Origin of the sequence: Micromonospora sp. NPDC005252 (genome assembly GCF_042872475.1) — a bacterium.
In the GTDB taxonomy this organism is placed as follows: domain Bacteria; phylum Actinomycetota; class Actinomycetes; order Mycobacteriales; family Micromonosporaceae; genus Micromonospora.
On the sequence record NZ_JBIAKN010000001.1, the window covers coordinates 617,249 to 637,283 of the forward strand.

Sequence of the window (20,035 nt, forward strand, 5' to 3'; positions counted from 1 at the left end):
TCCCATGAGGACGGCCGCCGAGACCGAGGTCCGGCGGCCGTCCGCCGTCCGGGTGCTCACCTTCCTGCTCGCGACGACGGCGGCGGCCACCGTCGTGGTCGAGCTGCTCAACTGGTGGTACGCCCCGGAGCAGGGCTTCGGCCTGGCCGTGCGCACCGGTTGGGCGATGCTGCGCTCGTTCGGTTTCCTGCTGCTGATCGGGCACGTCCGCCGGGGCCGCACGGTGGCCCGTCCCTTCGGGCTGATCCTCGGGGTCACTACGATCTTCGCCGTCGGCCGGCTGATCGTGCCCCGGCAGGGGGTGCCGCCGCTGCCCGGGCTGCTCGGCTTCGGCGTGCTCACCGCGCTCTGTGTGGCGGTGGTGTGGATGCTCTACCGCTCGTCGGCGCTCGCTGGGCATCTCGTCCGGCACCGGCCGCGGCTCGTCATCGACAAGGCCGGCATCTCCTGGCGGGAGACCCCGCCGCGTCGGCCGCAGGCCAGCGGTTGGCTGCTGACCAGCCGAGTCGCGGCGTTCACCTACAGCCCGCTGATGCTGGTGCCGGCGCTGGTGGCCGGAGGCGCGATCCTGGACGACCGTCTGTCCGCCGTACCGGCCGTGCTGTTCTGGTTCGGCGCCGGCATCGCGGCCAGCTACGCGGTGCTGTTCTGCACCGCGTTCCTGATGCGCGGCAAGGACTGGGCACGCGGCCTGCTCGTCGTCGTCACGCTGGCCGTCCTGGCCGTGGACCTGCCACTGTGCTGGTGGCTGCTGGGCGTGGACGGCCTGATCCGCGACGGCGCCCCGCTGCTCGCCGCCGCCGCGCTGGCCCTGTACGGCCTGCGCCGGGCGGCCCGCGCCCCAGACGCCGCCGCCCCGGTCTGAGAGCCCGGCAGACTAAGCCCCGGTTCGAGCGGTGCGCGACCTGAGAGGGGGTTGGCAGGCACTGTCGAGCTGCCCCGGATATGGACCGGCTATATCCGTACCCCGTGCATGCCGATCCGGCAGTGGCGGGGATCTGGCGCCTGGGTGGGCGGCGGGCGTGGCTCCGGCCGTGATCGACTCGGGATCGCCGAAGTCGGGGTGATCGGGCGACGTGGACACCCCGATATCGGCGATCCCGAGTCGATCAATGCTGACGGCAGCCATCGGAGCCACTCTGCCCCACCAACGGGGCAGCTCGACAGGCAACGCAGCAGGCGGCGAGGGGTGGCACTCCGGACTCGCCGCTCCAGGCGTCCGCTTCGTCGCCACCGGTCTGGGTCCGCTGGTCTGGGGCCGCCGGGTCGTGGCCGCGCGACCGTGACCGCCGGTTCGTGGCTGCCTTCGGGGCTTGGGGTGTTCGGCTCGGCGAGGTCGTTCGGCTTCGGTGCGGCCCGGCCGTGCGGCAGCGGTGCGGGCGGCCGGGCAGGGGGCAGGATGGCGGGTGATGTCGGTCACCGTGGCCGGTGTCGACGGCCCAGGTGATCGCCGGGCGGGACGGGTACGAGCCGCGCCGCCCCGGTCAGAGGGAGGCGCGCGATGAGCGACGAGTTCGACGTGGTGGTGGTGGGGGCGGGGCCGGCCGGGGCGGCCGCGGCGCTGACGGCGCGCCGGGCGGGCGCCAGTGTCTTGCTGCTGGACCGGGCCGACTTTCCCCGGGACAAGGCCTGTGGCGACGGGATCGCCGCGCACTCGGTGGACGTGCTCGCCGAGCTGGGCGTGACCGAGGCGGTGGCCGGCTACGCCGCGCTGCCCGCGCTGCGGATGGTCTCCCCGGGCGGCCAGGCGGTCGCTCGGGCGCTGCCCCGGCCGGCGTACACCGTGCCTCGGGAGGTCTTCGACGCGCGGCTGGTGGCGGCTGCGGTGGCTGCCGGCGCGCAACTGCGCCGGCACAGCGTCCGCCGGGTCCAGCCACGCTCCGACCGGGTGGTGCTCGACGGGGAGCTGTCCGGCCGGGTGGTGGTGGGAGCGGACGGCGCCGGGTCGGTGGTGCGCCGGGCCCTCGGCCACCCGGTGAACCCCGACCGGCACCTGGCACTGGCCATCCGGGGTTACGCCCCGGCGTTGCCCGGCCCACCCGAGCAGCTCATCGTCACCTCGAAGGCACGCTGGCCGGCGTACGCCTGGTCGTTCCCGATCGGCGACGGGCGGGCGAACGTCGGGTACGGGGAGGTGCTGCGCGGCGAGCCTCTGAGCCGGGCGTACCTGCTGGACCGGCTGGCCGCGCTGCTGCCCGGCACCGACCTGTCGACGGTGACCGCGCTGCGCGCCCATCACCTGCCGCTGTCCACGCACCGGCCGGCACCGGGCCGGGACCGCACCCTGCTGGCCGGCGACGCCCTGTCGCTGATCAACCCGTTCACCGGTGAGGGCATCTTCTACGCGCTGCTCTCCGGTGCGCTGGCCGGTGCCGCGGCGGCCCGTGCGCCCGAGGCGGCGGCGCGTCGCTACGCCGTTGGCCTGCGTCGTCGCCTCGGCACCCATCTGCGGCACAGCTCGGTCGCCGCATGGCTGGCACGACGGCGGCGGGTGGTCGACGCGGCGGTCCGGGCGGCCCGCCGGGACGACCGCGTGTTCGACGATGTGGTCGAGCTGGGACTCGGCGACGGGCGGCTCACCGCCCGTACGCTGGGCATGATCGGCATCGAACTGTCCGGCGGGGATCGGCCTCCGAAGGGGTGATCCCGCTGGCGGGTCGCTACGCTGCTAGGTGATGACGCTGCGGAACCTTATCTACTCCGTGTACGAGCGCCGGCTCACGGCGAAGCTCGCGGGCAAGCCGGTGCCCCGACACGTCGGGGTGATGTGCGACGGCAACCGCCGGTGGGCGAGGGAGATGGGCTTCGTCGACCCCAACGACGGGCACCGGGTCGGCGCGGCGAAGATCAAGCATGTCCTCGGCTGGTGTGACCAGGCCGGCATCGGGCACGTGACCCTCTACCTGCTGGCCACCGACAATCTGCGCCGCCCGGCCAGCGAGCTGGACCCGCTGCTGCAGATCATCGAGGACCTGGTGGTGGAGCTGGCCGAGGAGGGCAACCCCTGGCGGCTGCGCATCGTCGGCGCGCTGGACCTGCTGCCCGCCCAGACGGCGGCGGCGCTCAAGGGCGCCGAGGAGCGCACCCGGGACCGCAGCGGCGGCGCGGAGGTCAACATCGCCGTCGGCTACGGCGGCCGGCGGGAGATCACCGACGCGGTCCGTTCGCTGCTGCTGGAGCACGCCGCCTCGGGCGGCACGATCGAGGAACTGGCCGAGGTGCTGGACGTCGAGCACATCGCCGAGCACCTCTACACCCGCGGCCAGCCCGACCCCGACCTGGTCATTCGCACCAGCGGGGAGCAGCGGCTGTCTGGTTTCATGCTCTGGCAGTCCGCGCACTCGGAGTTCTATTTCTGCGAGCTCAACTGGCCGGATTTCCGGCACATCGACTTCCTGCGCGCGCTGCGCTCGTACGCCACCCGCCAGCGCCGGTACGGCGCCTGACCCTGCTGCGGGCGCAGGAGAGCCCGGTCAGGGCAGCCGGGTCAGGGCCCGGGTGAGGAAGTCGCCCAGTGCGGCCGGGGACTCGATGGTCAGGTCGGCGGCGTTGGCCACCTCCTGACCCGTCTCCGGGTTGGCGACGGCCACGCAGACGCCGAAGAAGTCCGGGTCCGCCTCGGCGCGGGCGCGTAGCGCCGCGAACGCCTTGATGTCCGAGACGTCGTCGCCGAAGTACCAGGCGCCGGTGGCACCCTGGACCACCTCGCCGATCACCATGCCCTTGTCCCGGTCGACGGGTGGCTTGAGCTCCAGCACCATCCGCCCGGCCTGCACCCGCAGCCCCAGCCGGTCGGCCTGCGCCTGCCCCCACTGCTGCACGGTCGGGCCGAGCTGCGGCGCGGTACGCCAGTGCAGCGCGACCGAGAGCCGCTTGAACTCGACGAGCGTGCCGGGTGGCAGCTCCGCCCGGGCCAGGTCGGCCAGCTCGGCCATGGTCGGCACCCACGGCAGGGCGGTGGGCTCGGTGACGGTCTCGCCACCGGAGTGGCTGTGCTCCAGCCCGTAGAGACCGTAGAGGTCGACGCCGCTCAGCTCGCCGAGGCGGTCCCGCAGGAACTCCACGGGCCGCGCGGAGACTATCGCGATCCGCTGCACCACCGGGGCCAGCGCCTCGATCGCGGCGAGGGCGTTGGGCGCGGGGCGGACCGCCGTCGGGTCGTCGTCGACGGGCGCGAGTGTGCCGTCGAAGTCGAAGAAGAGCACGGTCCCCGCCGCCCGGCCGGCAGTGACCTGCCATGCCTGATCGGCGTTCAACGGGGTCCTCGGCTGGTGGTTGCCCAGATTCAACGGCGGCACGCGCGTCAGCGTACCCCGGCGTTGAGGGCTCATTCCTGGCCGAGCACCACCGCTCGGCGGCGCGCGATCAGCGTTCGGCGGCTCCTCGTCCGCGGCGTCCGAACGGCACCACCGCCGCATCCTGCCCGTGGCTGAGCAGGTAGCCCTCCACGAAGCCGGTGTTGCGGTCCCCGGTGCGGGTCTCGATCTCGGTGAGCCGTGCCACCAGGAACTCGGTGAGTGCGCTGATCCGGTCGTTGAGCCGTTCGTGCAGCTCCGCGACGACGGCCAGGATGACCGCCGTGCCGGCGCTGATGAGCGCGAGAAGGTTGACGAGCAGCGGCAGCTGCCCACCGTTGACCGCGAGGGTCACCACGTTGCCGGTCGCCCACAGTGTCATCGACACCGTGGCGACCACGACTGCCCACCACTTCAGGGTCATGGACAGACCCCTCCTTATGTCCCGCAGGGCTGGGTTCGGCCTTGTCCCGTCCCCCCGCCGATGACGAGCCCAAGCAGTACGAGTACGGACGCTAGCGTGCCCGTTCCGACCCCGGAGCGAAACGAATGAACCTGACCAGGCGTTCTTTCGCCATCTGAGGAACTAGCCTGCCTGATTGCCCCTATTTCGGACATCGACCGGCAACGTTGGGCGGTATGCGAGGTATCTAATGGTTTCGCGGATGTGGAACTTCTCCGCGTCCGACACGTTCGGGTCGACGAGGCGGCGCAGCAGGGCCTCCACGTCCGGGTCCATCGGTGGGGCCGGCTGACCGGCGCGGGGGCCGGTCGCGGTGCGGTCCCAGCCGAGCGCGGCGAAGGCGGCGGCCGGGTTCAGGCCCAGGCCCTCGCAGAAGGCGACGACGCGTTCGGCCTCGGGGTCGCTGGCCCAGTCCCCACGGACCCACCGGTTGATGGTCTGCCGGGAGACGCCGGTACGTCGGGACACCTCGGTGCCGCTCCAGGCCCGCGTCGCCCGCGCCTCGTCGAGGGCGCGCCGGACGAAGGTGGCGAAGGCGATCTTTCGCGCATTGGCCGTCTCGGTCACCCCGTGACGGTACGGCCAGCCTGGCTCGGGCGTACGCCCAGGCACGCTGCTGTCACGCAGACGTGACGGTTCTCTCGGATTCGCGGTAAACGATCCAGCGTCGCTCTGGAGGGGTGTCACCCGGGCAGAATAGATGCCCGTAGTGGCGAATGTAAGCGGACGAAAAGCTGATACTGTCACGCTCATGGGACAATCTACGGTGTGTCACGTGCATGAGACGACTGGTGCTCGCATGCGTCACGCCCCCGGCGCCAAGGGGGTGTGGTGACCGAGCTCGCCACCCGAGCCCAGGCCTTCGGGCTGATCGCCGAGGGAGTGACCGCGGGGCTGAGTGCCCCGTGGCGCCTCTATCTCGCCCGAGGCTGCCGATACCTGTCGCTGAGCGTGGGCGACCGCACCGAGTGGAACGCCTGGCGTACCCACCTCGGCTGCCCCGAGTTGAGCGTCCGGGTCTACGACGCCGGCGGGGAGATTCGCCGCTCCTCCGTCGCGGAGGTCGTGGTGGACGGCTGCCGGATCAGCGTCGAACTGGTCGAGGAGGTCAGTACGGACGACCTGGACCGGCTGCTGGTCGCGGATCCCACCATCGACCCCACCGCGGTCGAGCCGGAGGAACGATGATGCGGCGTCCGGGCCGGGTCGGGGCCGCCCGATGAGCCCGTTCCTCGTGGTCTTCCTCGTCCTGGTGCTCGGTGCCACCAGCTACGCGGCCGGCCGGCTGCACGGGCAGCTCAGCTACCGCATCGGCTACCGCTTCGGCTACCGGCAGGGCTACTTCGACGGTGACCGGGGCGCCTGGAACCGGCGTCGACGCGACGCCCAGGCGGCGATCGCCTCGGCCCTGTCGGTCTCCTCGGCGGGGGCCGTCCGCTCCGCCGGCACGGTGGCCCGCCCCGGCACCACGTACACCGGCTCGTCGTTCACCGCGCCGGCCGCCCCCATCACCGGGCGGCACCCGACCGGCACGCTCGTCCGACGGACCGGCTGAGCCGGCCGGCGGGCCGCCGCGAGCGGTCCCGCCGACCGGCGCCGAGGAACGCGGTGCGTCGTCCGCGGCGGACACGCACCGTCGGGGCCACGTCAGACCGGTGACGGTGGCCCCGCCGGCCGGGATGCGCGCAGGGGGCATGCATCCCGGCCGGCTCGCCGCGCCGCGCCGCCGGCTCCGCGGGTCGCCGTTGCCGGAGATCCACGATCGCCCCTAGCCGGGACGGTCCGCCGCCGCTAGCGTCTAGGCATGGCACGGGGTTCCCCCGAGCCAGCCGGTCCGCCCGGATCTGCGACCTCGCGCACGGGGTTCCGCATCCGACCCCGTGTCCCCGGGCACCGGACGAGGCGGAACACGGGTGGCCGGGTGCCCATCCGTCGGAGCAGGCCTGTGACGACTCGCCGTACCACCGCCGGTGCCGACCAGACCCCGGCCGCGACTGCCACGACCCGCCGTGCCCCCCGGAGCCGCCGCAGCGCGGCAACCGCGCCGGCCGACCCCAAGGAGCCGCGACCAGCGGGCCAGGCGTTCGTTCTGGACACGTCCGTGCTGTTGTCCGATCCGGCGGCGTTCCACCGCTTCGCCGAGCACGAGGTGGTGCTGCCGCTGGTGGTCATCACCGAGCTGGAGGGCAAGCGGCACCACCCGGAGCTGGGCTGGTTCGCCCGGCAGTCGCTGCGCATGCTGGACGAGCTGCGGATCCGGCACGGCCGGCTGGACACGCCGGTACCCGCCAACGACGCCGGCGGCACGCTGCGGGTGGAGCTGAACCACACCGACGACGGCGTGCTGCCTCCCGGGTTCCGCACCGAGAGCAACGACGCCCGGATCCTCTCCGTGGCGCTCAACCTCGCCGCCGAGGGCCGGCACGTCACGCTTGTCAGCAAGGACATGCCGCTGCGGGTCAAGGCCGCCTCGGTGGGTCTGCGCGCCGACGAGTACCGCCACGGCCAGGCCAGCGACCCGACCTGGACCGGCATGTCCGAGCTGGAGTTGGGCGAGGAGCAGATCTCCGCGCTGTACGCCGGCGACACGCTCGACGTCGACGAGGCGGCGGGTCTGCCCTGCCACACCGGTCTGGTGCTGCACTCGTCGCGCGGCTCCGCGCTGGGCCGGGTGCTGCCGGACAAGTCCGTCCGGTTGGTTCGGGGCGACCGGGAGGCGTTCGGCCTGCACGGCCGCTCGGCCGAGCAGCGCGTCGCCCTCGACCTGCTGCTCGACGAGACGATCGGGATCGTCTCGCTGGGTGGGCGGGCCGGCACCGGCAAGTCGGCGTTGGCGCTCTGCGCCGGGCTGGAGGCGGTGATGGAGCGTCGCCGACACAAGAAGGTGATCGTCTTCCGCCCGCTGTACGCCGTCGGCGGCCAGGAGCTGGGCTATCTGCCCGGGTCGGAGTCGGAGAAGATGTCGCCGTGGGCGCAGGCGGTCTTCGACACGCTCGGCGCGGTGGTGCACGAGAACGTGCTGGAGGAGGTCACTTCGCGGGGCATCCTCGAGGTGCTGCCGCTGACCCACATCCGGGGGCGCAGCCTGCACGACGCCTTCGTGATCGTGGACGAGGCCCAGTCGTTGGAGCGCGGCGTGCTGCTGACCGTGCTGTCCCGGATCGGGCAGGGCTCCCGGGTGGTGCTCACCCACGACGTCGCCCAGCGGGACAATCTGCGGGTCGGCCGACATGACGGCGTGACGGCGGTGATCGAGGCGTTGAAGGGTCACCCCCTCTTCGCCCACGTCACGCTCAGCCGGTCGGAGCGCTCGCCGATCGCCGCGATGGTGACTGACCTCCTGGAGGACATCCCGTTGTGATGGGAGCTTTATAGGCTTTCGTCCGGATTTTAGATGTGGCGCAGATCACAAACGTGCCGGTTGGTTTCCCATCAGTCTCACTGTGCGCGATGGTGTCCCACGAGCGCCCACGCACCACAGGCATCGTTGGTGATCGTTCGTCCAGCTCTGGGCGGCATCGGTGACGGTCGGTGCGTCGGCGCGACCGGCTCACCGGTCGGGGCGCTCACGGCACGGTTGAGGGCCACCTGGCCTGGTGCCGCGTCGTGTCCTTGCCCCCAACGAAGGGACCACTTCGTGAGTCGGCTGTGGAGCCGGTTGGGCGCCCGTACGGCCGCTGTCGCGCTGCTCTCCGTGGGCGTAGCCGGTGGCTTCTATCTGGGCCAAGACCGGGAAACCCAGCAACAGGGACTGGCCGCGCAGGAGAGCGTCGAGGTCGACCGGATCGACTTCGCCTACCAGCGCGAGCGCCAGGCCAGCCACCAGATCGCGTTCGCCCGGCAGCGGGCCGCCGAGTACCAGGCCAAGCTGCGGGCGGCTCAGGCCGCCAAGGAGGCCGCCGAGCGGGCCCGCCGCGCCGAGGCCGCCGCGGCGTCGCGCAAGCGCGAGCGCGAGGCCGCCGCCAACGAGGTCGCCAAGCCGTACGAGGGGCGGATCCCGGCGTCCTGCGAGGAGTACAGCGGCAACCGCAAGATCGGCTGTGCGCTGATGATCGAGGCGGGCTTCGGCATCGCCGAGTTCCCCTGCCTGGAGAAGCTCTGGACCAAGGAGAGCGGCTGGAACCACAAGGCCAGCAACTCCTCCTCCGGCGCGTACGGCATCCCGCAGTCGTTGCCGGGCAGCAAGATGGGCGCGATCGCGGACGACTGGCGGACGAACCCGGCGACCCAGATCAAGTGGGGGCTGGGCTACATCAAGGGCAAGTACAAGACGCCCTGTGGCGCCTGGAGCAACTTCCAGAACAACGGCAACTACTGACGTCGCCGAACGGCGGGGCGGGTGGGCGACCACCCGCCCCGCCGTCGTGCGTACGCCCGGTGCGTGGGCGGGACGCGAGTGGCGGTCGGCCCCTTTTGCTGATAGCAGTTGGGGGGTGACCCTGCACCCGCCCAACGGCGACCCCTACCGGTTCGGCACCGAGGCGTTCTACGCCGCGCTCGGCCGGGCCTTCGTCGCCATGTGCGCGGTGGTCCCGTTCCTCTTCCTCATCGAAGCCGTCGACCAGGGGCTCGCGTTCGGCCTGGACGCGACCGCCGGCATCATCCCGCACCGTATCGACGGCCTGGACGGGGTCTTCTTCTCCCCGTTCCTGCACCACGGCTTCGACCACCTCTACAGCAACAGCATCCCGCTGATCCTGCTGGGCACCTTCGTGCTGGCCGCCGGTGCCCGCCGGTTCCTCTGGTCGACCCTGATCATCATCCTGGTCAGCGGGCTCGGGGTCTGGTTCACCGGCTCGCCCAACTCGGTGGTGGTCGGCGCCAGCGGGGTGATCTTCGGTTACCTGGGCATCCTGCTCACCCGCGGCATCGTCGAGCGCAGTTGGTGGAATTTCGCCGTCTTCCTGCTCGTCGGTCTGCTCTACGGCTGGCAACTGGTCGGCATCCTCCCCACCGACGAGCGGATCTCCTGGCAGGGCCACCTGTTCGGGCTGCTCGGTGGCGTGGTGGCGGCGATCCTGTTCCGCCGTCGTCGGCCGGCCGTGGACGGCCCGGACTACTCGGGGTCCACCCTCAGCCTGCCCTGACCTGCTCCTCGGCGCGCCCCTGGGACATGCTTGCCGGACCGCTGCGCCCCGCCTACCGTCGAGATCAGCAAGCGTTGATCCGTGAGCGGAAAGCGACGGTACGCCATGCGCGAGGTCGATGTCGCCGTGATCGGGGCCGGTCCAGCCGGCCTCTTCGCCGCGTACTACGCCGGGTTCCGAGGGTTGTCCGTGGCGGTGATCGACGCGCTTCCGGAGCCGGGCGGCCAGGTCACCGCCATGTACCCGGAGAAGCTGATCCTCGACGTGGCCGGCTTCCCCGCCGTGAAGGGCCGCGACCTGGTCGCCAACCTGGTCGCCCAGGCGGCGCCCTTCGGCCCGCAGTACCTGCTCGGCACGAGGGCCGAGAAGCTGTCGTACGCCGATGACCGGCCGGTGCTCGGCCTGGCCGGCGGCGAGCAGCTCGGCTGCGGCGCGGTCGTGGTCACCGGCGGGCTCGGCAGCTTCAGCCCACGGCCACTGCCCTGCGCCGACGGCGCTCCCGGCGCCGGCATCGTCTACTTCGTCACCGACCCGGCCGAGCTGACCGACCGGGACGTGCTCATCGTCGGCGGCGGCGACTCCGCCTTCGACTGGGCGCTGGCCCTGCAACCGCTGGCCCGCTCGGTGACCCTGGTGCACCGGCGGGAGAAGTTCCGGGCACACGCCTCGACTGTCGCCCGGGTGCTGTCGCTGCCGGTGCGGGTGGTGGTCAACGCCGAGGTCACCCGCCTGATCGGGGACGCCACGGTGACCGGAGCCGAGGTGACCGTACGCGGTGGCGCGACCGAGACCCTTCCGGTGGACACGGTGGTCGCCGCCCTCGGCTTCACCGCCGACCTGGGCCCGCTCGCCGAGTGGGGCCTTCAGCTGGACCGCCGGCACATCCTGGTGGACAGCGCCATGGCGACGAACCTGCCCCGGGTCTTCGCGGCCGGCGACATCACCGAGTACCCGGGCAAGGTGCGGCTCATCGCCACCGGCTTCGGCGAGGCCGCGACGGCGGTCAACAACGCGGCGGTGGCCATCGACCCGGACGCCCACCTGTTCCCCGGGCACTCCTCCGACGCTGGCTGACCGTCGGTATCGGACACACACCGGCGCGTGTCCGGACCGAGACGCGCCGGGTCCATCCTGAGGGCATGACGGGGCCCGAGACATCGCGTGACGGCGCACCCACGACGCTGGCGTGGCTCTGCCACCCGGCCACACTCCTGGCCCTGGTCGTGCTGCTGGTCAACGACCACGTGTTGAAGGCGGCGTTTCCCGGCCTGCTCACCGGCAAGCTGAGCGACGTCGCGGGCCTGGTGCTCGCTCCGCCGCTGGTGGCGGTGCTGTTGACGCTGCTGATGCCGCGGCTGCCGGCCCGGGCGGCCGCGTGGGTCGGCCTGGTCGCGGTGGGTGCCGGGTTCGCGATGGTGAAATCCAGTGGGTACGCCGCTGAGCTCGCCTCCTCGGTCTGGACCGCACTGGCGGGGCCGTCCCTGGTCCGGGCCGACTGGACCGATCTGCTCACGCTGCCGGCGCTCGGGGTGACGTGGTGGAGCTGGACCCGGTCCCGGGTCCGGCCGGTGCGTCACCGGACGGCTCGGCTGGTCCGGCTGCTGGTCGTGCTGCCGCCAGCGGTGCTGGCGGTGGCCGCCACCAGCGCGGTCGACTACCCCTACGCGCTCGGCACCACGACGCTCGACGGCCGCCCGGCGATCTCGGTCGGCGACGGCTTCGGCACGAGCTGGCCGGACGAACCGGCCGACGGCCAGTGGTCGGTCAGCGACGATGGGGCGACCACCTGGCGGCTCGCCACCGACGGCGAGACGGAACGACTGGACGCCCAGGACCCATCGCGCCGGCAGGCGTGCGCACCGGACGAGCCCCGGCGCTGCTACCGGGTGGCCAGCGGGCATCTACGGGTGGAGCAGAGCGACGACGCCGGCGTGACCTGGCAGGTGGCCTGGGAGGTGTCGGACGGGCAGCGCGAGGAGCTGGCCCGCCGGTACCCGAGCCCCGGCGACGTCCGCCAGCACTTCTCCTCACGGGAGTTGACCGTCTATCCGCATGCCGGCGGCGGCCACGAGGTGCTGGTCGCCAACGGTCGGGACGGATTCCTGCGCCGTCTGGCGGACGGCGGGTGGCGGCGGGACGGCTTCCTCGGCGAGCACAGCGGACTGATCGGCGCGGACGAACTGCCTCCGCTGGACGACGGCGGACCGGTGCAACGCGAGACGGATCTGCTGCTCGCCATCGTGCTCGCGCTGCTGCTCGGCTGCGTGGTCGCCGTGGTCGCCGGTCACCTGGCGATCCGCCGTGGCGGCGGTCGTCGCTGGTGGGGGATCGCCGGTGCGCTGACGATACTGCTGGCGGGGATGGTGCTGGAGGCCACCTGGTCCCGCCACGACGACATGAGCACCGTGTTGGCGGTGCTGGTCGGCGTCGTGCCGTTGGCCGCGCTGGCGGTGGCGGTGCTGCTCCTCGTCCCGTGGCTCGGCAGCGCGCCGGGCCGTTGGGTCGGGTGGACCGCGGGCGACCTCCTGCTCACCGCGATCCTGGCCGGACTGCCGTTGGCCGGCTGGCTGAACGGCAACCCGGCACAGATCCGGGTGGCGGTCGCGCTGGCCCTGCTGGCCACCGTGCCGGGACTCGTGCTGGCCGTCCGGCTCGCCAAGCTGGCCGACCCGGCTCGTGAAAAGAACCGGCGTGGCACGCCGGCCTATCCGCCCCATCAACCCCTGCCGCCGCGGGTTCCGCTCCGCTGACGCCTGATGCGGCCCTGGACGTATCGGCGGGCGGGTTGTGTCAGGGCGGGAGGCAGTTGACCGGGTAGATCTTGGACACTTTCCGTTAGCAGCTAACGGAAAGTGTCCAAGATCGCCAGCGATGGCGGGTGAAGCGGCCCGAGGTCGGTGCCGCCCGGGAGCATCCGGTCCCTGTGGTCAGCGGAGGTCAACTCGCCGCGAACAGGTCCCCGATCAACGGGCGTTCGACGGTCAGGCCCTTGGAATCGATCACTTATGTGAACGGTGTGCGCCTGGTCCACCCGACGAACCGAGTGAACAACGCCTCTGGTCCGGGCATCTCGTCGGGGTTGAGCCGCACCAGGTCCCCGGTCGCGTCGAACAGGTAACCCGCCATCTCGACGGCCAGCCCGACCGGGTCGTCGTCGTACACCGCTCGCAGGGTCAGCCGGGCGGCCGGGCACGGCCAGGTTCCGCAGCCGCGCCGACAGACCCAGATCGGGCGGACGGGCGCGTGCCCAGCGGCGATCGGAAGGCGATGAGCAGGCGTTGCGGTGCGCGACGACATGCTCACCATAGTCTCGCGGCAGTTGTCGCGAGTCAACGACCCGAGCCGACTACTCGAAACGTTGGTCGAGCGATAACACAGGCAGTTGCCTACCGTCAAGGTATGGACCTCGTTGGGCTTGCGGAGATACGGGCGATGCTCGGTGGTATCTCCCGTCAGCGAGCGAACATCATCGCTAACAAGAAGGGCTTCCCTGATCCCGTTGCGCAGTTGGTCATGGGGAAGGTGTGGCGTCGGCGTGACGTAGAGAAGTGGATCGCCGCCAACCGGCCAGACCTCGTGGAGTGACAACCGGTCAGCGGCGGGCGGGTGGTGCCAGCGCGGCGATCAGCACGGCCACCATGGTCAGCGCGGCCCCGAGCAGGGTGTTCACGCCGGGGTGCGAGGCGGCGGTGGGCAGCACCAGGTCCAGCAGGACCGCCCCCACGATCTGACCGGCGATGGTGGCCAGGCCGAGCAGCAGCACACCCGTGAACCGCACGATCGCCGCGGCGATCGCGATGAACACGATGCCGATCGGGCCGCCCAGATAGAGCCACGGCTCGCTCGGCAGGTGTCCGGTCGGCCAGCCTCGTACCGCGAGGTCGATGGCGAACGCGACGAGCAGGGTGGCCGTACCCACGGCGAAGTTGACGAGCGTGGCGGTCAGCGTGTGGTCGGCCGCCGCCCGGACCCGGCCGTTGACCGCCTGCTGCCAGGCGGTGCCCACCCCCGCCAGCAGCGGCAGCAGGGCCAGCGCCAGCGCGCCCGGCGCGCTCAGCCGGTCACCGACCGCCAGGCCGACCGCCAGGACGGTGAGGACCGCGCCGGCCAGCCGTTGCCGGGTGATCGGCTGCCGGCCGGTCGGACCGATGCCGGCCCGGTCCACGGCGAGGCTGCTGCCGGACTGGCCGGCGACCACGGCCACGGTGAAGACCGCCACGCCCAACGTGCCGATGGTGAGCCCCTGCGAGGCCACCAGGACCGCGCCGCACATCCCGCCCAGGCACTGCCACGGCCGCAGCGCGCCCGCCGCGAGGGCACGCCGCAGCGTGACCAGCCCCCGTCGCCCGCCGGGAGTGGCGGGTACCAGCACGAGCAGCACCAGCAGGCCCAACCCGAACGAGACCACCGCGGCGGCGAAGCCGTCGGCCAGGCGTACGCCCAACTCGCCGTTGATGCGGGACTGCACCGCCACCGCGACCCCGGAGACCGACGCCAGCGCGACACCGGCGGTCCGACGGGTCGCGGAGAGGGTCTGCGGTGTCGCGGTGCCGGTGGTGGTCACTCCTGCTCGGCCAGCGGTCGACCGTCGAAGTCGATGGCGGAGTAGAGCGCCAGCTTCTCCAGCCGGTGGTACGAATCGATCACCCGGATGGTGCCGCTCTTCGAGCGCATCACGATCGACTGGGTGTACGCGCCGCCGGCCCGGTACCGCACCCCGCGCAGCAGGTCCCCGGACGTGACCCCGGTCGCCACGAAGAAGCAGTTGTCCCCGGTGACCAGATCGTCGGTGCTGAGCACCCGGTCCAGGTCGTGCCCGGCGGCGAGCGCCTTCTCCCGCTCCTCGTCGTCGCGCGGCCAGAGCTTGGCCTGCATCGCCCCGCCCATGCACTTCAACGCGCAGGCCGAGATGATGCCCTCCGGCGTGCCGCCGATGCCCATCAGCACGTCGACGTCCGACTCGCCCCGGGCCGCCGCGATGGAGCCGGCGATGTCGCCGTCGGAGATGAACCGGATGCCCGCCCCGGTCCGGCGGATCTGGGTGACCAGGTCGTCGTGGCGGCTGCGGTCCAGCACGCAGACCGTCACCTCGGACACGTCGGTGCCCTTGACCTTGGCGATCCGGCGCACGTTCTCGGCCACCCCGGCGTTGATGTCGATCACGTCGGCGTACGCGGGACCGACGGCGAGCTTCTCCATGTAGAAGACCGCGCTCGGGTCGAACATGGCACCCCGCTCGGAGACGGCGAGCACCGCGAGGGCGTTCGGCATGCCCTTGCTCATCAGGGTGGTGCCGTCGACCGGGTCGACCGCGACGTCCACCTCGGGGCCGGTGCCGTCGCCGACGTGTTCGCCGTTGAAGAGCATCGGGGCGTTGTCCTTCTCGCCCTCGCCGATCACCACGACGCCACGCATCTGAATGGAGTTGATCAGCTTGCGCATGGCGTCGACGGCGGCTCCGTCGCCGCCCTCCTTGTCGCCCCGGCCGACCCAGCGGCCGGCTGCCATCGCCGCGGCCTCGGTGACCCGGACCAGGTCGAGGGCCAGGTTACGGTCGAGATCCTGTGGGATCCGCGTCCTGGTGTTCGTCATGACGGCTGCTCCTCCTCGCGACGGTGCGGGGACGGCCGGCGGCGGAGCGGTCCCGCTGCCGGCTTTGTCGCTGATCCTCACACGATGGCCGACCGGGCGTCGGCGCGGGGCGGTGATGGGCCGGATACCGCCGGTCGGGCGGCTGCGAAGATGGCAGGGTGGAACCCGCACAGCCTGCCGACCGCGTACCCGCCGACCGCACGCCGCCCGGTGGCCAGCCGCCGGTCGACCAACCCGCCGGCGCCGAGCCCGCCGCGACCGGCCCGACGGCGCTGGCCACCGGCGAGCCGGCCCTTGTCGCCGGTGAGCCTGCCCCGGCTGCCGATGAGCCGGCCCTCGTCGCCGGTGAGCCGGCCCAGGCTGGCGGTGAGCCAGCGCCGGACCCGTCCGTGCAGCCTTCGGTGGCCCGGCCGGTGCCGGGTGACGCCGCCGGTGGGCCCGACGACGCCACCGGGACCGGTGAGCGGTCCGCGCCGCCGCCACGGGTGGCAGCGGCGGCGACCAAGGCCGAGCGGTCGCCCAAGGACATGGCGATCTCGCTGTTGGTGCTGCTGATCCCGATCGCGCTGCTGCTGGCGTTCTACCGGGGTTTCCTCGGCGGCGATCAGGCCACCACTGTCGATCCGGCCCCGGCGATCGAGCAGGCACGGTCGGCGAACATTTTCCCGGTGAGCGAGCCGCAGGGGCTCGGCTCCGGCTGGCGTACGGTCAGCGCCCGCTACCAGACCGTCGAGGGCGGCGCGAACCTGCGGATCGGCTACCTCACGCCGGAGGGGCGGGGTGTCCAGCTGCTACAGAGCAACGTGCCCGCGGAGCAGCTGCTCCCCGCCGAGCTGACCGACCAGAGCCAGCCACAGGGCCCGACGGAGCTGGCCGGGCGCACCTGGCAGCGCTACACGGCCCGGGGGAACCAGCAGGCGCTGGTGCTGCTGGAACCGACCCGCACGGTGCTCGTCGTCGGTGACGCCCGGGACAACGAGCTGCGCGACCTCGCCGGCGCGTTGCGCTGACAGTCCGACATCGATACGCCCCCCGCATCGCTGGTGGGCGTATCCGTTAGGCTCCCTCGGCTCGGTCCGGTCCGCACGCTGCGGCCGGGCCATGTCCATCTCTGTGAAGTGAGACCTCAGTGAACATTCGACGGTGGAGCTTCGGCTTCCTCGCCGCAACCCTGCTCGTCCCCGGCCTGGCCGCGTGCAAGTCCGACGCTGCCGAGCCGGCAGCTGCGCCCAGCCCGTCCGCCCCGGCCGTACCGGCCGACCCGAAGGAGGCGCTGCTCGCCTCCACGAAGGAGGCGGCCAAGGGCGACTTCACCTTCACCCTGACCGGCGCCGACCTGACCGGCGGCGGCCTGGTGCACAAGCCCAGCAACAGCGCGCAGCTGACCATGAAGCTGGGTGACGCCTCCCAGGACGTGTCGATGGAGATGGACCTCATCTACATCGACTCGGAGAGCTGGGTGAAGATGGACATCGGCGGTGCCATGGCCGCCATGGTGCCCGAGATGGCGAAGAACAAGGGCAAGTACCAGCACCTCGACAAGACCAAGGTCAAGGGCATCAAGGACCTCCAGCTCGACCCGGAGACGCTCGACCCGGTCGACAGCGAGACGCTGGTCAAGGGCGTGACTGACGTGCAGAAGACCGGCGAGGGCACCTACGCCGGCAAGATCGACATCAGCGCCTCCACCGAGTCGGTCGCCCTCGACGAGGACGTGGTCAAGGCGCTGGGCGCGCAGGCCAAGGCGCTGCCCTTCACGGCCAAGCTGGACCCGCAGGGCCGCCTCACCGAGCTGGTCATCTCGGTGCCGGCCGCTGGCGAGACCGCCGCGCACGACATCAAGATCGGGTACGCGGGCTACGGCACCGGCACCGGCGCGAAGAAGCCGCCGGCGGACCAGGTCATCGAGGCCTCGGCCGAGACGTACGAGCTGTTCAAGTAGGTCGGCACGACGGATCGGGGCGGCCCAGGGGCCGCCCCGATCCGGCTTTTCCGCACCGGTCACCGCGAACAACCGGACGTCAAGGGCGATTGTCGGACGCGTCGACAGGGAACAAAGAGGGAGTGATCCGGGCGAGCTGCTCGGCCCGGATCGCGCGGCGTGGCCGAAGGGCTGCCGCGTCGCCCGGTTTCCGGCGCCGACCAGGCCGTCGGGTGACCCCCTTGGGAGACACGTATGACTGTTCGACGACTCGGTGCCGGCCTGGTAGCCGCCGCCCTGTTCACGCCCGCCCTGGCCGCCTGCGCCGGCGGTACGACCGGCACCGCTGGATCGACCGCGTCCCCCACGGTGAGCGCGTCCGGCGTACCCAGCGCGTCCGCCGGTACGCCCGTGCCGGGCGACGCCAAGCAGGCGCTGCTGGACTCCACCAAGGAGATCAGCAACGGCAACTTCCGGTTCACCCTCTCCGGCGCCGGCTCGACCGCCGAGGGGCAGGTGCACCAGCCGAGTCAGAGTGCCGCGATGAAGTTCTCCATCGGCGGCCCCTCCTCCGACCTGGCGATGAAGCTCGACGTGATCCACGCCAAGCCGGACAGCTGGGTGAAGCTGGAGCTGACCGGCCCCACGGCCGACAGCCTGCCCGCCATCAAGCAGCTCAACCTCGGCAAGTACCAGCACCTCGACCAGGCCCGCATCAAGGGCAACAAGAACCTCGGCTTCGACTTCGAGAAGGTCGACCCGGCCGGCAGCGCGGTGCTGACCCAGGGCATCACCGAGGTCCGCAGCACCGGCACCGGCACGTACGCCGGCACCATCGACGTCACCAAGGCCGCTGAGGCCGGCTCGCTGAACGCCGCCACGATCGCCGCGCTGGGCACCCAGGCGAAGACGGTCCCGTTCACCGCGAAGGTCGACCCGCAGGGCCGGCTCAGCGAGCTGGTGCTGCAGCTCCCGGCCGCTGGGCAGACCGCCGCCCAGGAGATCAAGATGACGTACTCCGACTACGGTTCCGCCACCGCCGCGCAGAAGCCGCCGGCGGACCAGGTCGTCGAGGCGCCGGCCGAGCTCTACAGCCTGTTCAACTGACCGTCGTACGCCGGTGGGGTGGCTCCGGCCGCCCCACCGGCGGTTCCGGCCACCCCGTCCGCGGTCAGGACGCGGGGTCCTGCCGGGCAGCGTCGATCCGCGCCCGAGCGCCGTCCAACCAGCGCTGGCAGATCACCGCCAGTGCCTCGCCGCGCTCCCAGAGCGCCAGCGACTCCTCCAGGGATGTGCCGCCGGCCTCCAGCCGCTCCACCACCGAGGCGAGTTCGCCGCGGGCCTGCTCGTAGCTGAGCCGCTCGTCCGGCCCGGCCTTCGTGTCGTCAGTCATCGCGTCCATCTCAGCACACCCCCGTCCGGGTCACCGCGTCGCCACGTCGCCGTCGACCGTCGCGGCCAGCTCACCGTCGGCGAGGCGGACCCGCAGCGGGTCGCCCTTGCCGACCTCGGCCGCCGCCCGTACGACGTGCCCGTCGGCGCGTTGCACGATCGCGTACCCCCGGTCCAGGGTGGCGGCGGGGGAGAGGGCGCGCAGCCGGGCCAGGGTGTGCCGCAGATCGTCGTCGGCGCCGGCGAGCCGGTGGTCCAGGCAACGGCCGGCGCGCTGACGCAGCCCGGCCAGCTCCGTCGCGCGGTGCTCCACCATCACCTGGGGCCGGGCTAGCACCGGCCGGGACCGCAGGCCGTCGAGGCGGTGGGACTCCCGGTCGACCAGGTTGCGGACCGCCCGCTCGAGTCGGTGCCGGGCCTGACCGATGAGGCGTACCTCCTCGGTGAGGTCGGGGACCACCCGCTTGGCCGCATCGGTCGGGGTGGAGGCCCGCAGGTCGGCGACGTAGTCGACGAGCGGCGCGTCCGTCTCGTGGCCGATCGCGCTGACCACCGGCGTACGGCAGCCGAACACGGCCCGGCAGAGCGCCTCGTCGGAGAAGGGGAGCAGGTCCTCGATGCCGCCACCGCCCCGGGCGATGATGATCACGTCGATGCTCGGGTCGGCGTCCAGCACCTTGAGCGCGTCGACGATCTGCGGCACGGCGGACGGGCCCTGCACGGCCACGTTGATCGTCCGGAACTCCACGGCCGGCCAGCGCCGCCGGGCATTGGTCAGCACGTCCCGCTCGGCGGCCGACGCGCGGCCGGTGATCAGTCCGATCCGGCCGGGCAGGAACGGCAGCCGGCGCTTGCGCGCCCGGTCGAACAGCCCCTCGGCGGCGAGCAGCTTCTTGAGCTTCTCCAGCCGGGCCAGCAGCTCACCGAGCCCCACCTGCCGGATCTCGTCGGCCCGCAGGCTCAGCGTGCCCCGCGCGGCGTAGAACTCCGGCTTGGCGTGCAGCACCACGCGGGCACCCTCGCGCAGTTCCGGAGCGCCGGCGTCCAGCACGTCGCGGTTGGTGGTGACGGTCAGGCTCAGGTCGGCCGACGGATCACGCAGGGTGAGGAAGACAGTCGTGGCCCCGGGACGGCGGCTGATCTGCGCCACCTGCCCGTCCACCCACACCCAGCCGAGCTTGGCGATCCACGCCCCGACCTTCTGCGAGACGACCCGAACCGGCCAAGGCTCCTCCGCGCTGCTCCGCGCAGCGTCCCCACCAACCCCACTCACCCGCCCACCCTA

General features: G+C 72.2%; 22 protein-coding genes. 14 read left to right on the top strand and 8 right to left on the bottom strand.

The genetic code is table 11. The features are described 5' to 3' along the window. Positions 1 to 4: 4 nt before the first annotated feature. The 3 genes from ACFYPH_RS03015 to ACFYPH_RS03025 all read left to right on the top strand — a co-directional run bounded on the left by ACFYPH_RS03015 (position 5) and on the right by ACFYPH_RS03025 (position 3,446). The gene (locus tag ACFYPH_RS03015; protein ID WP_354854082.1) at positions 5 to 865 is read left to right on the top strand and encodes a hypothetical protein; all 861 of its coding nucleotides are present in this window, start codon (positions 5 to 7) and stop codon (positions 863 to 865) included. A 636-nt stretch (positions 866 to 1,501) separates the two neighbouring features. Then, positions 1,502 to 2,644: a geranylgeranyl reductase family protein gene (locus ACFYPH_RS03020; protein ID WP_354854085.1), complete on the top strand. Its 1,143-nt coding sequence runs from the start codon at positions 1,502 to 1,504 to the stop codon at positions 2,642 to 2,644. A gap of 31 nt (positions 2,645 to 2,675) precedes the next feature. After that, positions 2,676 to 3,446 carry an isoprenyl transferase gene (locus ACFYPH_RS03025; protein ID WP_234589120.1) on the top strand — a complete coding sequence of 257 codons (771 nt, stop codon included), beginning with the start codon at positions 2,676 to 2,678 and terminating at the stop codon, positions 3,444 to 3,446. Positions 3,447 to 3,473: 27 nt separating this feature from the next. On the opposite strand, the gene otsB is transcribed toward ACFYPH_RS03025, so the two are convergent. From otsB to ACFYPH_RS03040, 3 genes are all read right to left on the bottom strand, one after another. Beyond that, positions 3,474 to 4,298, bottom strand: coding sequence for a trehalose-phosphatase (gene otsB, locus ACFYPH_RS03030; RefSeq protein ID WP_354854088.1), 825 nt, complete (start codon positions 4,296 to 4,298; stop codon positions 3,474 to 3,476). Positions 4,299 to 4,365: 67 nt separating this feature from the next. Beyond that, the gene (locus ACFYPH_RS03035; RefSeq protein ID WP_354854091.1) at positions 4,366 to 4,719 is read right to left on the bottom strand and encodes a hypothetical protein; all 354 of its coding nucleotides are present in this window, start codon (positions 4,717 to 4,719) and stop codon (positions 4,366 to 4,368) included. Positions 4,720 to 4,881: 162 nt separating this feature from the next. Continuing rightward, on the bottom strand, positions 4,882 to 5,325 hold the full coding sequence (locus ACFYPH_RS03040) for an XRE family transcriptional regulator (RefSeq protein ID WP_204943358.1): 444 nt from the start codon (positions 5,323 to 5,325) through the stop codon (positions 4,882 to 4,884). A gap of 264 nt (positions 5,326 to 5,589) precedes the next feature. Between ACFYPH_RS03040 and ACFYPH_RS03045 the strand changes: the two genes are divergently transcribed. From ACFYPH_RS03045 to ACFYPH_RS03075, 7 genes are all read left to right on the top strand, one after another. Further along, the gene (locus tag ACFYPH_RS03045; RefSeq protein WP_387178459.1) at positions 5,590 to 5,946 is read left to right on the top strand and encodes a hypothetical protein; all 357 of its coding nucleotides are present in this window, start codon (positions 5,590 to 5,592) and stop codon (positions 5,944 to 5,946) included. Between the two features lie 31 nt (positions 5,947 to 5,977). Beyond that, positions 5,978 to 6,313: a hypothetical protein gene (locus tag ACFYPH_RS03050; RefSeq protein WP_007455629.1), complete on the top strand. Its 336-nt coding sequence runs from the start codon at positions 5,978 to 5,980 to the stop codon at positions 6,311 to 6,313. Positions 6,314 to 6,703: 390 nt separating this feature from the next. Continuing rightward, complete coding sequence (locus ACFYPH_RS03055) at positions 6,704 to 8,119, top strand: PhoH family protein (protein WP_355062929.1); 1,416 nt, start codon at positions 6,704 to 6,706, stop codon at positions 8,117 to 8,119. 276 nt (positions 8,120 to 8,395) lie between these two features. Next, positions 8,396 to 9,076 (top strand): lytic transglycosylase domain-containing protein, encoded by a 681-nt coding sequence (locus ACFYPH_RS03060; RefSeq protein ID WP_354854098.1) that lies wholly within the window; start codon positions 8,396 to 8,398, stop codon positions 9,074 to 9,076. Between the two features lie 115 nt (positions 9,077 to 9,191). Further along, positions 9,192 to 9,845 carry a rhomboid family intramembrane serine protease gene (locus ACFYPH_RS03065; protein ID WP_355132813.1) on the top strand — a complete coding sequence of 218 codons (654 nt, stop codon included), beginning with the start codon at positions 9,192 to 9,194 and terminating at the stop codon, positions 9,843 to 9,845. A gap of 105 nt (positions 9,846 to 9,950) precedes the next feature. Beyond that, positions 9,951 to 10,919 (top strand): NAD(P)/FAD-dependent oxidoreductase, encoded by a 969-nt coding sequence (locus ACFYPH_RS03070; protein ID WP_387179341.1) that lies wholly within the window; start codon positions 9,951 to 9,953, stop codon positions 10,917 to 10,919. Between the two features lie 65 nt (positions 10,920 to 10,984). After that, positions 10,985 to 12,595 carry a hypothetical protein gene (locus tag ACFYPH_RS03075; RefSeq protein ID WP_387178464.1) on the top strand — a complete coding sequence of 537 codons (1,611 nt, stop codon included), beginning with the start codon at positions 10,985 to 10,987 and terminating at the stop codon, positions 12,593 to 12,595. A 253-nt stretch (positions 12,596 to 12,848) separates the two neighbouring features. Here ACFYPH_RS03075 and ACFYPH_RS03080 read toward each other — a convergent pair whose 3' ends face one another. Continuing rightward, on the bottom strand, positions 12,849 to 13,007 hold the full coding sequence (locus tag ACFYPH_RS03080; protein WP_355062933.1) for a hypothetical protein: 159 nt from the start codon (positions 13,005 to 13,007) through the stop codon (positions 12,849 to 12,851). Positions 13,008 to 13,244: 237 nt separating this feature from the next. On the opposite strand from ACFYPH_RS03080, the gene ACFYPH_RS03085 reads away from it, so the two are divergent. Further along, the gene (locus ACFYPH_RS03085; RefSeq protein WP_355062935.1) at positions 13,245 to 13,430 is read left to right on the top strand and encodes a hypothetical protein; all 186 of its coding nucleotides are present in this window, start codon (positions 13,245 to 13,247) and stop codon (positions 13,428 to 13,430) included. Between the two features lie 7 nt (positions 13,431 to 13,437). Here the strand turns inward: ACFYPH_RS03085 and ACFYPH_RS03090 are convergent, their stop codons facing one another. Next, positions 13,438 to 14,409 (bottom strand): DMT family transporter, encoded by a 972-nt coding sequence (locus ACFYPH_RS03090; protein WP_387178467.1) that lies wholly within the window; start codon positions 14,407 to 14,409, stop codon positions 13,438 to 13,440. Further along, on the bottom strand, positions 14,406 to 15,437 hold the full coding sequence (gene glpX, locus ACFYPH_RS03095) for a class II fructose-bisphosphatase (RefSeq protein WP_354854110.1): 1,032 nt from the start codon (positions 15,435 to 15,437) through the stop codon (positions 14,406 to 14,408). Before glpX ends, ACFYPH_RS03090 begins: the two co-directional genes overlap by 4 nt. A gap of 158 nt (positions 15,438 to 15,595) precedes the next feature. Here glpX and ACFYPH_RS03100 point away from each other — a divergent pair, with 158 nt between their 5' ends. The 3 genes from ACFYPH_RS03100 (at position 15,596) to ACFYPH_RS03110 (ending at position 18,465) form a co-directional block, all read left to right on the top strand. Beyond that, positions 15,596 to 16,447, top strand: a complete 852-nt coding sequence (locus ACFYPH_RS03100; protein WP_363938963.1) for a DUF4245 family protein — start codon at positions 15,596 to 15,598, stop codon at positions 16,445 to 16,447. Positions 16,448 to 16,566: 119 nt separating this feature from the next. Then, positions 16,567 to 17,379, top strand: coding sequence for a hypothetical protein (locus ACFYPH_RS03105; protein ID WP_354854116.1), 813 nt, complete (start codon positions 16,567 to 16,569; stop codon positions 17,377 to 17,379). Between the two features lie 234 nt (positions 17,380 to 17,613). Next, a complete protein-coding gene (locus ACFYPH_RS03110) occupies positions 17,614 to 18,465 on the top strand; it encodes a hypothetical protein (RefSeq protein WP_354854118.1) in 852 nt (283 codons plus the stop codon). A 64-nt stretch (positions 18,466 to 18,529) separates the two neighbouring features. Here ACFYPH_RS03110 and ACFYPH_RS03115 read toward each other — a convergent pair whose 3' ends face one another. Together ACFYPH_RS03115 and xseA are read right to left on the bottom strand one after the other, a co-directional pair. Then, positions 18,530 to 18,751, bottom strand: coding sequence for an exodeoxyribonuclease VII small subunit (locus tag ACFYPH_RS03115; protein ID WP_354854120.1), 222 nt, complete (start codon positions 18,749 to 18,751; stop codon positions 18,530 to 18,532). A 30-nt stretch (positions 18,752 to 18,781) separates the two neighbouring features. Next, on the bottom strand, positions 18,782 to 20,023 hold the full coding sequence (gene xseA / locus ACFYPH_RS03120) for an exodeoxyribonuclease VII large subunit (RefSeq protein WP_355062940.1): 1,242 nt from the start codon (positions 20,021 to 20,023) through the stop codon (positions 18,782 to 18,784). Between the last annotated feature and the right edge of the window lie 12 nt (positions 20,024 to 20,035).

Coding starts and splice junctions, on each gene's coding strand:
- ACFYPH_RS03050 (WP_007455629.1), top strand. CDS start 5,978: ATGAGCCCGTTCCTCGTGGTCTTCCTCGTCCTGGTGCTCGGTGCCACC.
- ACFYPH_RS03035 (WP_354854091.1), bottom strand. CDS start 4,719: ATGACCCTGAAGTGGTGGGCAGTCGTGGTCGCCACGGTGTCGATGACA.
- ACFYPH_RS03020 (WP_354854085.1), top strand. CDS start 1,502: ATGAGCGACGAGTTCGACGTGGTGGTGGTGGGGGCGGGGCCGGCCGGG.
- glpX (WP_354854110.1), bottom strand. CDS start 15,437: ATGACGAACACCAGGACGCGGATCCCACAGGATCTCGACCGTAACCTG.
- ACFYPH_RS03025 (WP_234589120.1), top strand. CDS start 2,676: ATGACGCTGCGGAACCTTATCTACTCCGTGTACGAGCGCCGGCTCACG.
- ACFYPH_RS03015 (WP_354854082.1), top strand. CDS start 5: ATGAGGACGGCCGCCGAGACCGAGGTCCGGCGGCCGTCCGCCGTCCGG.
- ACFYPH_RS03110 (WP_354854118.1), top strand. CDS start 17,614: ATGACTGTTCGACGACTCGGTGCCGGCCTGGTAGCCGCCGCCCTGTTC.
- ACFYPH_RS03115 (WP_354854120.1), bottom strand. CDS start 18,751: ATGACTGACGACACGAAGGCCGGGCCGGACGAGCGGCTCAGCTACGAG.
- ACFYPH_RS03075 (WP_387178464.1), top strand. CDS start 10,985: ATGACGGGGCCCGAGACATCGCGTGACGGCGCACCCACGACGCTGGCG.
- ACFYPH_RS03085 (WP_355062935.1), top strand. CDS start 13,245: ATGGACCTCGTTGGGCTTGCGGAGATACGGGCGATGCTCGGTGGTATC.
- ACFYPH_RS03070 (WP_387179341.1), top strand. CDS start 9,951: ATGCGCGAGGTCGATGTCGCCGTGATCGGGGCCGGTCCAGCCGGCCTC.